General features: G+C 53.8%; 10 protein-coding genes. All 10 read right to left on the reverse strand.

All coding sequences use genetic code 11. From position 1 onward, the window contains the following. Positions 1 to 5: 5 nt before the first annotated feature. Positions 6 to 5,633: an Ig-like domain-containing protein gene (locus AINA4_RS05680; RefSeq protein ID WP_281786512.1), complete on the reverse strand. Its 5,628-nt coding sequence runs from the start codon at positions 5,631 to 5,633 to the stop codon at positions 6 to 8. Positions 5,634 to 5,689: 56 nt separating this feature from the next. Continuing rightward, positions 5,690 to 6,796 (reverse strand): serine/threonine-protein kinase, encoded by a 1,107-nt coding sequence (locus AINA4_RS05685; RefSeq protein ID WP_281786513.1) that lies wholly within the window; start codon positions 6,794 to 6,796, stop codon positions 5,690 to 5,692. Positions 6,797 to 6,874: 78 nt separating this feature from the next. After that, entirely contained in the window at positions 6,875 to 7,690 is an 816-nt protein-coding gene (locus tag AINA4_RS05690; RefSeq protein WP_096380419.1) for a protein phosphatase 2C domain-containing protein, read from the reverse strand. Between the two features lie 43 nt (positions 7,691 to 7,733). Further along, the gene (locus AINA4_RS05695; protein WP_281786514.1) at positions 7,734 to 8,441 is read right to left on the reverse strand and encodes an FHA domain-containing protein; all 708 of its coding nucleotides are present in this window, start codon (positions 8,439 to 8,441) and stop codon (positions 7,734 to 7,736) included. Positions 8,442 to 8,465: 24 nt separating this feature from the next. Continuing rightward, a complete protein-coding gene (gene smc, locus AINA4_RS05700) occupies positions 8,466 to 12,011 on the reverse strand; it encodes a chromosome segregation protein SMC (RefSeq protein ID WP_281786515.1) in 3,546 nt (1,181 codons plus the stop codon). A gap of 82 nt (positions 12,012 to 12,093) precedes the next feature. Beyond that, positions 12,094 to 12,858, reverse strand: a complete 765-nt coding sequence (locus AINA4_RS05705; protein WP_096380411.1) for an IclR family transcriptional regulator — start codon at positions 12,856 to 12,858, stop codon at positions 12,094 to 12,096. A gap of 93 nt (positions 12,859 to 12,951) precedes the next feature. Beyond that, positions 12,952 to 14,028, reverse strand: coding sequence for an alanine racemase (locus AINA4_RS05710; protein WP_281786516.1), 1,077 nt, complete (start codon positions 14,026 to 14,028; stop codon positions 12,952 to 12,954). A gap of 50 nt (positions 14,029 to 14,078) precedes the next feature. Further along, entirely contained in the window at positions 14,079 to 14,336 is a 258-nt protein-coding gene (locus AINA4_RS05715; protein WP_281786517.1) for a type II toxin-antitoxin system RelE/ParE family toxin, read from the reverse strand. Further along, positions 14,333 to 14,581 carry a type II toxin-antitoxin system Phd/YefM family antitoxin gene (locus tag AINA4_RS05720; RefSeq protein WP_281786518.1) on the reverse strand — a complete coding sequence of 83 codons (249 nt, stop codon included), beginning with the start codon at positions 14,579 to 14,581 and terminating at the stop codon, positions 14,333 to 14,335. Before AINA4_RS05720 ends, AINA4_RS05715 begins: the two co-directional genes overlap by 4 nt. Before the next feature lie 83 nt (positions 14,582 to 14,664). Next, a complete protein-coding gene (gene mutM / locus AINA4_RS05725; protein ID WP_281786519.1) occupies positions 14,665 to 15,525 on the reverse strand; it encodes a bifunctional DNA-formamidopyrimidine glycosylase/DNA-(apurinic or apyrimidinic site) lyase in 861 nt (286 codons plus the stop codon).

Genomic DNA, 15,525 nt, shown 5'->3' on the forward strand with positions numbered 1-15,525 from the left:
TGACTTTAGGGTGTGGGAGTTGGAATATCTACGGTCATTGCTGAACTGGGGGCGCTGCAGTTTGAAGCCGACAAACACGCCCTTACAACAACATTCTGACCTGCTCCAGGTGTGATGCTATTGGAGGCATAGCGACTTGAATCAAAATCAGCAGTAACAAACTCAGCATTCAAAGCATTCAGTTCTAGCCAGTTCGAATTACCAACCTTCAGCTGATAACTCACAGTGCCAACAGGAGCAGGTGTGAGCGATAGACCGGTAATTTTCAGCGCAAAAGCAGTGTTTGGGTTGAGGTTTGCGCCACAGTTTGCTGATGTCCCTGTTACAGGTGCAATAACGCAATCAACAGCAGTAAACGTTGGTGAGGCAATAACTTCAACCTGGGTCACTGTTGCAGAACATCCAAAGTCATTTACCGCTATGACGGCAATGAAGTAGGTTCCAGGTGTCTTGTCGCCATCAGATCCCTGCAGCGAACCTGAAGCGGGGTGGGTTGCGTAGTCGCTCGGGCAACCTGCTGAAATATTTCCCACTCGGGTTACGTAATAGCGCAGCGCACCAGCAGAACCAGCAGCCGTTGCGGCATTCCAGGTGAGGGTTGTTGCACCTGAGGAACTGTTGCTGACTGACGTGATGGTGACTTGGGAGGGTGAGCCCGGAGCTATGAAGTTTCCTGAGTCGGTTGAGTTCCAGTCTGTAGTTTGCGCACTGTTCTTAGCTGTCACCCTGGCGAAATAGCTGAATCCAGGCGTCACCGGAATATTGGCCAGAGAAGTTTGATTAGCATCTAAGTTGAAAGTGGACCGTGGGCTTCCGTTTTCAAACAAAACCACCTCGTATCCTGTGACAGGACTGCCACCGGCGGGTGTCGTGACCGCCGTCCAGGAAATCGTTGCAACCCCTTGTTGGCCTGTTACGGCTGAAATGCTCACAGAGGATGGTCCCGAAGGAATAACATCGGCACTCAGTGGCTCACTCCAACTGCTGACCAGTGAGGTGCCAATGGCGTTCGTTGCACTCACCGTAAAGCGGAAGCGCTGTCCGGTGGGCAATCCGTCCAATGAGCAAACAGTCGAGGTGCATTCTTTGCGATATCCCGCATCGCTTTCGACCGTGTATTTCGTAATTGGAGAATTATTGGCTGCCGGTGCTTGCCAGGACAGGGTGAGATTTCCTGAAACGAATCCAGCTGCGCGCGTTGGTGCTTGAGGCGCAGAGGGCACGTCTTGAACTGAAATGTTGATGACACCCCAGACATAGCGGTCTGGATCGTTGGTGGCATCAGCAACCTCATATTCCAGCGTGGTGTCGCTGGGGTCAGCGTTGGCAGAGACGGTGACCGTCAGCGTCGATTTATCCGCTGAGGGTGTCACCGTTACACCCGGAGGAATGTTGCCGTTGTTGAGGCCTCGCACGGCAAGGACCTTCAATGGCTGGCCAGGGAAGGGGTTGGTTGCTTGATCGTTGGCCAAGACATCAACAGTTTGGGTTTCTCCACGTTTGGCAACAATGCTGTCCGTGACAGGAATGGCAAGGGGTCTGGTTGAGGGCACAATTCTGACGATAATTTGTCCAGGTGAACCCTCAGCAACCTTGTCTTTGACGGTGACAGTGAGGGGAACAGTCTTTCCCTTGACGGCATCATCGCTTGCTTTGAGAGTGAGGGTTTGACCACTGAGCGTGGCAGTGACGCCGGAGCCATCTCCGCTGACGGTGTATTCGAGTTCATCCTGGTCATCGACGTAGGGGTATCTCGTAACACGGACGAGATCAAGGGTTTTCTCTTGACCAGGTTCTAAATCAATGTTGGCACCGAGCATAACCGGTGGCATATTTTCACGCGGTGTCACCGTGATCGGCAAAACGATGGTGGCGGTGTGTGCTCCAGGGGAGGTTGCCGAGTCGCCGTCGGTGACTTCGAAGGAAATTGATGCCGGACCAAAATAGCGGTCTTCACTGGTGTACGTCAGGGTGGTGTCGTTGACGACCAAGCGTGAACCGTCAGCATGCGTAGCACGCACGGTGTTGCTATCGGTCAGCTTGACGGTCTTTCCTAAGGCTGCGATGACGTAGTCATTGATGTCGATGCGTAGTGTTTGTTCACTGACCACTGTCAGTGGTTTGACGCCTTTCTTGCGCTGTGGCAGAGCATCATCGGTTCCTGGAACCCAAATGAAGGCGGTGGAGCTCACGGTGGGGTCTTCAGGATGTGCAACCGTGAAGGGAATGATTTGAGAGGTTTCTTGAACCTGAACACGAACCGTGTTACTGGAGATAACTCGAGCAGTGGATCCGTAACCGCTCACGATTGTGGGCCGCAGGGAAGAAACGGGACCATCGGCGAAGAATGCTCCCTTGAGCACGTTCACATCTACTGAAGTTTGATCCAAAATATCGGACAGACTCACCACAGCATCCGAGATAACAGGGCGTGAGAGCGGAGCCTGCGTTTGAACTTCAACGGTGATGAAGTTGGAGGCAGAACCAGCAAGATCGTTTTCAATCTCATAGACCAGGCCATAGCGTCCCGGTGTCATCGGTGCAGTGATCTTGACGAGATCTCCCACGATCTCTGCTGAAACAGAGTCATCCTGTGGGGTCACAGAAACAAGAGTGAGCGGACGTCCGTCAGGATCACTGTCATTTTGTAGTGCACGAACATAGACGGTGTATCCAGGCCGTGCCGTGACCGTATCGGCTATCGCGACAGGATTGCGCCCACCAGCCAAAGGTTCTGCAATACCTACACGGATTGATGCACTGGCTTGAGCACCCAATGCATCGACAACGGAGTAACTGAACGTGTCGGTTCCGGTGGCATAGGCGGATGCATCGTACTCAATCCAATCACTGCCCACAGCAGCAATTGAGCCCTTTTCGGGGTTGGTATCTAAGCCGACAAATTGAACAGAGTCACCATCGGGGTCAATGCCCACCAGCGGTATAGGAATTCTCACTGTTTGCCCCGACATGGCACGGGCTGTCACGGTGCGTGGGGTGGGCGCCTGGTTAGTGTCTTGGTCAATCGCGCGCACAGAGATCGTTACCGTACCGCTGGCCCATTGACCATTATCTGCATTGACTCGATACACCGCCGAGTACGTTCCAGGGTTGCTGCCTGCTAAAAATCTCAACTGGTTGCCCGAGGTAAAGAGCAGACCTGCACCAGAAGGAACATCCTGGTCTAGCTTGGCCGCCAGGGTGAGCTGGCCGCCGTCAGGATGAATATCGTTAGCGAGAACCGGGATACTGATGACATCTCCAACGCGCACGGCCACAACATCAGGGACAGCAACAGGTGCTTGCGCGATGGTGGGTGCTGGTGTTTGCACCACCGTGACGGTGCCCTCACTTTGTGAAACACCGTTGCTGATGCGGTATCCGAATGCCACAGCCGCATCGAGGGGTTTGGTCAAGGTAACCCGAAGAATGCGATGATCCACAACTTCAACCTGAATGCCTGAATCAAAAGGAAAATTGGTCACACCCGTGACAACAAGAACACCGCCTGATGGATCACGGTCGGTTGCAGTGACATCAACTGTGCGGGTCTGTTGCAACGGAACATACACAGCATGCGCAGCAGTTATCGGTTGAGCAGAAACTTCCGGCGGGTCAATCACGTCAATACGCACTAATCCAGAACCGGTGACGTCTCCATCGGTGACGGCATAGGTGACATAGGTTGAACCGGTCCGTGACGCTGTGACCGAGAAGGAGAAGTCAGCAAAGTCGGGAACGATATCTAATCCTGGAACTGCAGGAACACCGGTCAGACTCAACACTCCAGAACCACCGCGCACATGAGGTGACGGGTTGATGGTGATGGGTTGTCCAGCGATGGCAATAACAGCGAAGGCATCAGCAACGATGGGGACTTGTCCTGGTGCTCGAACATTGATTTGCACAGCACCAAAGCCAGTGGCTCGGCCATCAGAGACCTCGAGGGCTACCTGCTTGAGTCCACCGCCACCGCGGCCAGAGTCGGTGAAGGCTACGCGGCCTGCTGGGGTGTAAGAGAGGGAATCGGGGGCGTCCACGGTTGCCGAGGCCACAAAGATGGCATCCCCGTCGGGATCAATCCAGTCCTCCAACACGTTGACGATAACCTGGCCACCTGTTGCCACGTTGGTTCGGGTTGGACGTGCTTGAACAGGCGGTGAGTTCTCGCTCTCTGGACGGATGTTGAGTGTGACGGTGGCAGAGGCCTGTCCACCGCGACCATCAGAGATGCTGTAGTCAAACTGTGTGGTTCCAGAAGCATCTGGCGCCAGGCGCACCATGACTTGGCTGCGGTCCGCATTGATAAAGATCTCCCCCAGCGCTGCTGGAATGGAGGTAACAGTATCAATAACCAGAGCATCCCCGTTGGGGTCATAGTCATTGAGCAAAACCGGAAGCGAGGTCACTCGTCCTGGGCGCGCACCTAAATCATCATCCACGGCTACAGGTGGTTGCGGATCCTTAGCGAACTCTGGGGCATCAGCATTATTTGTTTGAACAACCTGTTGCTCTAGTGCTTGCTGTTCGAGCAAAGTATCCCAGTTGTCGATCAGTCTGACCCCACCCTGGACTGCCCAGACCAGTCCGTTAAGGGCATCATTGAGGGCAATGACCTGGTCGCTGACACGAAATACCAACTCTGCACTGCCGGCCATAGATTCCGCATTCTCAGTGGATTCTTCTGCAGCACCGCATTTGGACCACACCGTTCCACCTGACCAGGCAGCATAGGCACACTCACCGTGGATGACCGCCGATGCGGGACGGCCCTGAGCTGTAGCAACAGAGCTGAAGATTTCTGCGCTATCTAAATTGATCACGGCGAGGCCTGCTGTGTGAGAAACCAGTATCGAGGAGGAACCAGAAACTGAGGTGATGCTGTTTCCTGATGCTTCTACACCGCGTGTGCTGGGCTGTTGCAAAACTGCCTGCCCCACATCAAAGGAGGCAGAGCTGAGGTCAATGATGCGGCCTTGGGTGTAGAGGGTTGCGGTTTGTTGATCCAACACCGCCCAGCGTTCCCCAATAAGGGTGATCTGGAGTTTCCCCGCAGTGAGCTCAGCATCGAGTTGCTGGATTTCTGGGGTAACTGAGCTGGTGGTGTTAATTTTTGACAAGGTCCCTTGCGAGGCACTGACCCCAACAAGGTAGCCGGTGCTGGACACTGCCACAACAGAATCCGCTCCAACGGTGAAGTTTGCCGGCTGAGTTTTCGCATCGAAATTCGACAGGGTTGCCGCAGGCAACACCCACACATCTCCGGTTGCTGGTGCGTGCAGGATGACGTTGTCTCCGGCGAGCGCGGCATAGGTGACATCTTGCGGAAGTGGAATGCTTTCAGCGACGTCACCAGTGGCCTGATTGACGATGTCCAGTGACCTGGTTGCATCGTTGATGAGGAACACGTGTGAACTGTTTTGAACCAGATCCATTTGTGCGGAGTCGGTCGTGAGCACGGTGTTGAGTTCGAACACTTTTGTGTTGGCTCTACCGATTGCTTGTTTATCCCCGTTGGTCACCCACACAGCACCGTCATCGAGATTGACACGCTGTGCTTGGTACCCAGTTGCCAGGATTGAACCAACAACCAACATGGCTAGCGCCGCAAGAGATGCGGTCCATTTGAGCACGTTTCGCCTGCGGGGACTTAATCCCCGAAGTGTGGAGAACCAGCGACGAAGCATGGTTATTGCGCCACCACGATCACGATAGTGGTGATGACAGCAATCAGCGCAGCTGCCGAACCGAGCACGCTCCACAGCAGTCGGCGTCGACGCTTACTGGCAACGAGGGCTAATTCATCGCGTTGCGCGGGTGTTCCGCTGTATCCGGCGCGACGCCAGCTTGGGTTGGCGTGGGCATCAAGTGGTGCAAGCATGGTGCGGTCATTCTCGTTGATGACTATGGCATTGGATCCCCATTCGTCCCCGACGACATCCAGGGGTGTTTGGGCCAATCCCATACTGGTTTCAATTTGTTGGAGTTCGCGCGCAAATTCCACCGCAGAGTGTTGTCTGTCGATGGGGTTTTTACTCAATGCTTTGAGCAGGAGAGCCTCGAGTTGGGGTGGAACATCGTCGCGTCCGATGGGTTGTGGTTTGGATTTGAGAATGCGGCCGGCTAAGTGTCCTGGTGAATTGTCTTTCCCGGGCACTTCGAAGGGGCTGCGTCCGGCCAACAACGAGTAGACAGTTGCACCCAGAGCCCAGATTTCTGAAGCTGTGGTGCCGGTGGTGGTTTCTCTGATGACCTCGGGTGCTGACCAGGGAACAGAAAGACCAACTGCCGTTGTGTTGTCTCCTTGGTAGACCGAGGAAGCAATACCAAAGTCGCTCAAGACAGGGTGACCATATGCGGTGATGAGTATGTTTCCTGGTTTGATATCTCGATGCAGGACGTTTGCTCGGTGTGCGGTTTCCAGCGCTGCGGCGATTTTGATTCCGGTTCGTAGTGCTTCTGCTACCGGGAGAGTTTCGGCACGAAAGCGTTCACCATATCCTGAATTACATACCTCGGTGACCAGATAAGGCCTGCCATCTGAACTCACGCCTGCTTCAAAGACGCTCAAAATGGCTGGGTGAGTACTCAGTTGTGACATGAGTTGAGCCTCCGATTGGAACATGTCACGAACGCGAGGGTTGACTACTTCAGGGAGCAAAACCTTGATGGCCACATTGCGCCTTGGCAATTGCTGTTCATACAAAAAGACGTCAGCGAATCCACCTGAGCCCAATACTCGAACAAATGTGAAGCCAGAAAGCACTGGTGGGGTTGACGGTAGACGTCTTGCCATCTGGTCCACCTTCCCCCAACACGGTCAGTGTTGGTGTGCTCAACGCAAATAACGCCGAAAATTCAGCGCACTTAAAGTTTAAGCAGGTGAAACTGTGGATTCGGTGTGCCCCACCGTGACAGCCATAACGTCAATAACGATGAGGGTGACGTTATCGCGGCCGCTATTAGTCAGTGCGGCGTTCATGAGCTCTGTTACCGCGTCTTCAACAGTCGGTGCAGCTGAGAGAAAATGCTCGATACCCACATCGGTCAGTTCCTTGGTCAGCCCATCAGAACACAGCAATAAACGCATTCCTGGAACAACGGGCAGTGCGACGTAATCGGGAATTGGTTCGTCAATAATGCCCACAGCACGTGTGATCACATTGGCATGAGGGTGGTAGTCGGCTTCTTCTTTGGTGATGGTGCCAGCATCAACCAGCTGCTGCACCACCGAGTGATCGACGGTGACCTGTTCGAAAGTCTCGCCCATCTTCACATACACACGAGAGTCACCAATGTTGAAGATTGCCCACTGCAGTTGATCGGCTTCCTGCACCAAAGCAGCACCTGTGACAGTTGTTCCAGCGCCCTGCTGTTCTTCTGTCAATCGTGAGCGAAGATCTGACACGGAGAGCGCTAAAGCCATTTCGAGAGCGTCCAGATCGGCAAAGCCGGGCTTTTCTAGCCCGGCAATACGCTGCACAACAGCATCACTGGCCACATCGCCTGCGCTGTGGCCGCCCATGCCGTCAGCAACAGCAAAAACGGGGCAGGCAATCGCGTAGGAGTCTTCATTATTGGCGCGGTGGTTTCCCACATCTGTTCCTGCAGCCCATGCAAGCGTGACGGATGCCCCGGTACTCAGGTCGACAACAGTCGTCCCAGTTGAGTTCTGGCCAAGGGCAGTCACAGGAAATTCTCCAAGATTGGGGCGTTACCGGTTCACTAAACGGTTAGCCAAGAACTTCAATTCTATTACCGTCTCCGAGGTCCACGATTGCGCCAACACTCAAGGCCATGGAATCACCTGGTGCAAGCAAGATGGTTGGTTTGGATGGAATGATGATGCGGGTTCCATTTGTGGAACGCAGATCCGTCACGACCACAACTTCACCTTGCATTTCCAGGCGGGCGTGGGTGGAGGAAACAATTCCGTTCGGTGAGGAAAGAACGGCCAGTGTCACGCTCTGCTCTGATCGCACAGGCACCACAGGAAGCCTCCCAAAGATAACAGGCTTCGTCAGTGACCACTTTGTTCCGTTGATATGGCGCAAGGTGAACTGTGAAACAACTTCTTCTTGTTGCTCAGGCTGGGCTTCAGGTTCTTCTTCGATGTTCTCTAGATCTCCCAGTAATTGCTTCACACCCAGGGATGTATCCAGCATGGAACCAATGAGGGTGTTGTATTGCCCAGTGGTGGTCTCGGGAACCACGGTCTCATCTGAGGTGATGACGGTGTCATCTTCAACCGGAATCACCGCGCCGACAATGGTGGCATCATCCACGGTTGCCGCGTCGATGACCGTGCTCTCGTTAATCTCAACCGAGCCCACAATTGTTTCGTCAATAGGAACCCGAATAATGGTGTCATCATCGGGATTGACGGGGATGACAGTGTCATCATCAGGGGTGATGTGGGTGTTCTCGTTAGGGTTATTCATCTTCTGTAATATCCCTCACTCGCGTTAGGACGCTTGTGCGTTCTCCGGAGCTGACACACGCTGACCCACCACAGCAGAGACCCCATCTTGGCGCATGGACACACCATAGAGCGCATCCGCAATTTCCATGGTGCGCTTTTGGTGTGTAATCACGATGAGCTGGCTGGAGTTACGCAAATCTTCAAAGATGGCCAGTAGGCGACCTAAGTTTGCATCGTCCAACGCTGCCTCGACCTCGTCCATGATGTAGAACGGCGAAGGGCGAGCCTTGAAAATTGCAACCAGCAAAGCCACAGCTGCCAGAGATCGTTCACCACCGGAGAGCAGGCTCAGCCGGTCAATCTTCTTACCCGCGGGTTTGACCATGACCTCGATACCGGTGGTCAACAGGTCATCTGGGTTGGTGAGGTTGATGCTTCCAGAACCTCCGGGAAAGAGGATGGGGAATACTTCAGCAAAGGCAGCCTGAGTATCTTCAAACGCTGTTTGGAAAACCGTCTGCATCGTGTTGTCGACTTCTTCGATGATGGTCATCAAGTCTTTACGCGTATTGGTCAGGTCTGTGAGCTGCTCTGTGAGGAAGGTGTGGCGCTGTTCGAGGGCAGCAAACTCTTCCAATGCAAGTGGGTTCACACGGCCAAGCTGGCCAAGCTTACGCTCTGCCTTCTCCAAGCGAGTTTGTTGCTCAGCTCGGTTATAGAGCTTAGTTTTTGGTTCAGCATCAGCAGGGGCATCAGCATCAAGAGCAACCACAATGGGAACGTCGGGGCCGTATTCAGCGATGAGAACATCTTCGACAAGACCAAGTTCGTTCCCTGCGCGCTCGAGGAGAGCGGAAAGCTGCATTTTCTTTTCATAGATCTGAAGTTCCAGACCGTGCACGTTTTCGGTAATCGAGTGCAGGCGCTCACGCAACTGAGATTCTTCTTGACGCAAGGAAATGAGTTCCTGGTTTTGGGCCGCACGGTCAGCTTCACGCTGAGCGAGAACAACACGGGCTTCAGAAACGGAGCGGTCCACAGAATCCAATACAGCGGGAAGAGACTCGGCAACCCCTGCTGCAGCATCAATTTGGCGCTTACGAATGACAGCACGGCGTGCTGCTTCCTCAGCTGCGGCACGGTCTGCTTCGAGCTGCTGACGCAACCCTTCCACACGCAGTTCTTCTGCACGAACGCGCTCACGAGCAGTTTCGAGTTCCAAACGAGCTTGCACTTCTTGTTCGCGAACCTGTTCAAGTTCTGCGAAGAGTTCATCACGCGCAGAAACATCCAAGATGGGTCTGGGTCTGGACTCCACAGCATCCAGCTCTGTACTGGCTCGGTGTGCATTGTGTTCTGCTTCCTCAACGGAGGCGGCAGCTAGCGCAAGTGAAGCGCTTAGACGTTCGGATTCGGCTGTTGCCGCTTCCACCTGCACGCGAGCACGGTTGAGTGCTTCGGAACGGGCGGCAAGTTGTGAATCGTATTCGCGCAGAGCAGCCAGTGCAGCCGTGGAGCGTTCTTTGGCCACCTGGGCAACTCCACGCTGATCAGCGAGCTCAAGGCGAGCCTGATCAATCAAGCCAATGACCTCGTCGAGGCGCTTTTGCGCTGAATCACGCTCAGAAACAAGTTCGATACGGCTTTGCTTCGAGCCTGATCCACCGCGCAAGACAAAGCGAGTGAGAACTTCACCGGCTTTTGTAATCACGGTGATGTTGGAATCGGCTGCGTCCAAACCCTGCTTCCAGGCTTGTCGTGCTGTTTCAAGATCATCGGTGATGACAGTGGATGCCAGAAGTGCGAGCACACCAGCAGGACCAGAAACAACCTCGCTGGCTGTAACAACACCAGAAATCTCTGGAAGTGCGACGGGGGTTGTGCCTGGCTTTGCGGCAACGACAATTTCAACGCGGCCGAGATCATCCCGATCAACACTGGCCAGTGCTGAAATTGCAGCATCCATGTCATCTGCAAGAACGGCATCCGAAAGAGAACCCAGACCGGCAGCAATAGCCGCTTCGAAACCTGATTTCACCTGGATGTGTTCAGCAACTAATCCTTGAATACCTGACAGCTTGGCTTTCACCAGAGCAGAAGAACCATCTTTTTGATCCAGGGCCATGGAGAGGGCACCAGTGCGAGCTTGTAACGCATCGCGTTCACGCTCCAGGGTGTGGAGTTCATCACGCAAACGGTCAATGGTGCTCTCTGCATCTACAACTGCAGCTTGGGCTGCTTCATAGGCTTCATTGAGCCCGGTTTCTCCAGCAGTGGTGTCCGCAGAATCCGCTTCAACTTGTGCGAGGTTTTGCTCGGCAGTTGCGCGACGTTCCGTGGCAGCATCGAGAGCATTTTGCTGACGCAACACTTCACCACGAACGGCAGCTAGTGCAGAATCTGCAGCCTCTTTCTTTCCCCGCAGGCTGGTTATTTCCAGATCGTGCTGAGAGACCAAAGCCGACTGTGCCGAAATTTGCTCATCAATGGAGTCGAGCTTTTCGCGCGCGACCACAGTCGCCTGCTGGGATGCTTGCCAAGCTGCTTCGGCAGCAGTGACGATGCCTCGCATGACGTCTACTTCAGACTCAGCGCCCTCAATCATGGCCTGGTTGACGCCAGAACCCAATGGTTGCTGGTCGGTGTCCGCACCTAGCAAAGCTAAGCGCTGGTTAGCCAGGTTATAGAGACCACGCAGACGTTCTTGAATGGATTCCAAAGCAAAGACTGTTTTGCGGGCGGACTCAACATCATCTGCACTCTGGTCTGCTTCGAGACGTCGCACGCGCAACATGGTGCGCTCAAGCTGTTCTTGCAGCACGATGCGTTCGCTGTGACGCTCGGACTCAGTTTTGTTGTGTGCATCGAGTGTGGTGCGCAACTGAACAACATCGTCGGCAAGAATACGTGCTCGTGCATCACGAACCTCTGCCTGAATACTTTGTGCTTCGCGGGCAATCTCTGCCTGGTGTCCTAATGGCTTGAGCTGGCGACGGACCTCGGTAGCCAGGTCGGTCAAACGTGTGAGGTTGGCCTGCATCGCTTCAAGCTTGCGCACCGTCTTTTCTTTGCGGCGACGGTGCTTGAGAATTCCGGCAGCTTCCTCAATAAAGCCACGTCGATCTTCAGGGCTAGCCTGGAGCACGTTATCGAGGCGCCCCTGGCCGACGATGACGTGCATCTCGCGGCCCAGACCAGAGTCAGAAAGCAGTTCTTGAACATCGAGAAGTCGGCAGTTTTCGCCATTGATCGCATATTCACTTGAACCGTTACGGAACAGAGTTCGGCTAATTGTGACTTCGGTGTATTCGATGGGCAGAGCACCATCAGAGTTGTCGATGGTGAGCAAAACCTCTGCGCGGCCGAGGGGGCCGCGTGTGGAGGTTCCCGCGAAAATGACGTCTTCCATCTTGCCGCCACGCAGGGTCTTTGCGCCCTGCTCACCCATCACCCAGGCCAGTGCGTCTACGACGTTGGACTTACCTGAACCGTTGGGACCGACGACACAGGTGACACCGGGTTCAAAGGCAAAAGTGGTGGGTTGGGCAAACGACTTAAAGCCTTTGAGTGTCAGGCTTTTTAGATACACGTCGTTTGGCTCCCAATATCAGCAGTGCACACGCACTAGCTAACAAATTTACTGGAAATAAAAGCCAGAAAAAACCACAGGTTTAGTGGTCGTCTTCGAGTTCTTTACGAATCGAATCAGAAGCCTGTTGCAGCACCTCAACTAAGCGTGGAATATCCATGTGGGTCAAGTGCGCAACGATGCCCAAAGCTGCGACGCAACGCCCTCCGCGCAGGATCGGCACAGCGACCGAGCCATTGCCTGCAGTGCTTTCTTGACGCGCAATGGCATAGCCACGGGTTTTGGTTTCAACCAGTTCAGCTTTGAGTTTGACCGGATCCACAATCGAATACGGAGTGGTGCGCGTGAGTGGCCTGCTGAGATATTTCTCAATAGCTTCATTGCTTTGCCACGCCAGCAGAACTTTGCCCACGCCTGTGGTGTGGAGTGGAAGGTGACCACCAGCTCGTGAGGCGGTGTGAACTGAGCGCTCTCCACCGATGCGGTCAACATACAGTGCTTGACCACGGTCAAGCACAGCCAATGTAATGTTTTCTCCCGTTTCCTCGTAGAGACGAGCCAGGGTGGGAAGTGCGCGATGACGCAGCTGATCACTCACAGGTGCAAGCTGCCCAATTGACCATACGCGAGTGCCAATGCGGTAGCGGCGGTCTGAACCTCGAACGAGGAAGCCACCCGCGACGAGTTCAGCCACAACACGGTGGGTGGAGGACATAGGAAGGAGAGATTTTTCGGACAGTTCTGACAGTGTCAGCGCGCGACGACGCTCGTTGAAACACCCCAGAACAGCGATACCGCGACCAATAGAAGAGATTGGTGCACCGGCAGTAGTACGTGCTGGACTCATGAAATATCTGCCCTTTCAGGCTATGAAAAAGAAGGTTCCAATGACCGGAACTCTACTCCTCATTTATCTCGATATCAAGATATTGGAGATTAATTATGAATTTCTTCCCCGCGCAGCGACCATCCAGGTGTCCACCAGTTCCTCGCGATCGAAAACGTAGACCTGATCTGCGAGGTTCACGGTATTACAGACGTGGTTAGGGATCACCGACAGAACATCTCCTCGGATGGGGAGCTCACCGTCCGGGAATTCAATCGTTGCGTGATGTTCAGAAAGAGCAACAATGCGCGCATCGTGAAACTCCAGAACACGTCCATAGCCAGATGCGTACCCGGCACGATCCGCGCCCAATGCTTTACTACCCGCATCCACGATGACTCTATTTCCTCGAATACTCACCACGGTTGCCTTCACGGTCAGGGCAACATCAGCCCAGTCGCAACTGCCCAGCTCAAGCTGTTGAGCATCGTTGAAAACATAAACTCCTGGCCGCTGCTCTGTGATGACCTGAGCATTGGCCGACGCAAGAGACGGGGTCGATCCCCCGCTGCAGATAATTGCATCCGTTTGGCCAAGAGCAACGAGTTGGTCACGGGCGGCGGCCAGCGCCTTGGCTTCATCCTCTGCTGCGGTGCTCAGTGCTCCGGGAGCGTAGCTGTGCCCGGGGAAAGTAAAGACACCAGAAACATCAAGGCCGAGGCTTGCTAAGTGCACGCCCAGCTCACCCACCTTCTCTGGCTCAATCCCACTTCGGTGGTGACCGCTGTCTACTTCAATAAGTAGTTCGAGCAACGGTGCGCGCCCACCGAGTATCTTGACTAATTGTGTGCCAGCCTCTGCTGAGTCAACGCCGAGTCGAATTGTGGCCTGATCTAACATTGCATCTAGTCGCTGAGCTTTAGCTTCCGTCAGCCACAGGGGATAGGCGATAAAGACATCGGTAAATCCTGCCGCGACAAACACCTCAGCTTCACCCAATGTGGCAACAGTAATACCCAGAACACCCGCGGCTTCCTGCATTCGGGCAATCTCAATAATTTTGTGTGTTTTCACATGGGGGCGCAGGGCAAAACCTGATACTCGCGCAGATTCCGCCGCCCGTGAGATGTTTGCCTGCAGTGTGCCCAACTCGATAGCAATAAAGGGTGTCTCAGGCATTATGGGGCTCATAGGAATGAGCTTACTTTCCCGATAAGTCGCCTAGTAGACAGAATTTTTTCTCATCTTTGATAGACGTTTCTACGATGCCCCAGAGTAACGACTACTACCAGGAGGACGTCGTCATCGATTATGTAGAGGATGCGGTAATCGCCAACGCGAACACGAAAACCTGGTCGCCCTTGTAAAGCACGAGCACCGGGTGGACGAGGATTTTCGGCCAATAATGCTATGGCGCCTCTAATTCGATTTCTATCTTGATGATCAATTTTCTCTAAAGCTCGTACAGCAGCTGGTCGTAGCTCAATACGGTATGTCACACCCAGCCCAAGTCTGACTTAACTTGGGCCCACGGAATGTTCTCGCCCTCTTCAGACATTGCTGAATCAAAGGCCTCAATATCCTCAGCTTCTTCGAGAGCTTCCATCATGCGCTCATATTGCTCAGGGCTAATCAAGACTGCGGCTTTCTGACCTCGGCGCTCAATAAAGACAGCTTCGGTCCGAGACTGCGTAATCATCTCGGAGAAGTTATTCCGGGCGTCGGCCACACTCACTGTTGACATATCTGAATTGTACATCTCAGTACTTATTTTGTACATATACTGCTTGCTTCTCTCCTTGTTTCAGGGAAATATCAAGAACAGTCTTACTTCACCCTCTGACATTTAGGGCAGAAGTGTGACCCCCGGTTCATGAAGGAAACTTTTCTAATTGAAGTACCGCATCGAGGACACGGTTTCCCTTGCTGTCCATAGGCGTTCAAGCTGTGAGCAAAGTAGCCAGATTGGCCGTTGACATTGACATACTGGGCGTCAAAACTGGTGCCACCCTCAGCCAAGGCTTTGTTCAGGATCTTTCGAACTTCCCACAAAAGTTCTTGTGCTTTGGCCTTACTCAATGAGTCAGCGCTTCGTTCACCATGAATCTTCGCAGCCCACAACGACTCATCAGCATAGATATTCCCGACTCCGCTGATCAGTGTTTGATCTAGAAGAGCACGCTTGACACCCGTGCTCTTTTTTCGCAGCCGAGTGATGAACATCTCGTCATCAAAGAAAGAATCGAGAGGGTCCAAGGCAATGTGTGCTGCCTGAGCCGGGACAAGCCCGGAAGGTTGTTCCACGAGTTCATCCACGGCCATTGACCCAAAGATGCGCTGGTCAACAAAGTTGACCAGCAGTTTTCCGTGCTCAGGATGTGTGATTCCGTATTGAATGCGCAAATGCCGATCAGGTTCCGCACCTGAATCCCTGAGTAAAACTTGTCCGCTCATTCCCAGGTGTGTAACGAGGGCATCCCCAGAATCTAAGGGGAACCACATGAACTTTCCCCGACGCTCGGCAGAGAGAACAGTTGAGCCCTGCAGCATGCCAACAAAATCTCCACGCCGGGCATCATGACGCTTCAAAGACCGTGGGTCGAAAACGTGAACGGAATCAATGCGTGCGCCCACAAGAGCCGGTTCTAAACCAGCACGCACAACCTCAACTTCGGGAAGTTCAGGCAT

Origin of the sequence: Aurantimicrobium sp. INA4 (genome assembly GCF_027924525.1) — a bacterium.
In the GTDB taxonomy this organism is placed as follows: Bacteria; Actinomycetota; Actinomycetes; order Actinomycetales; family Microbacteriaceae; genus Aurantimicrobium.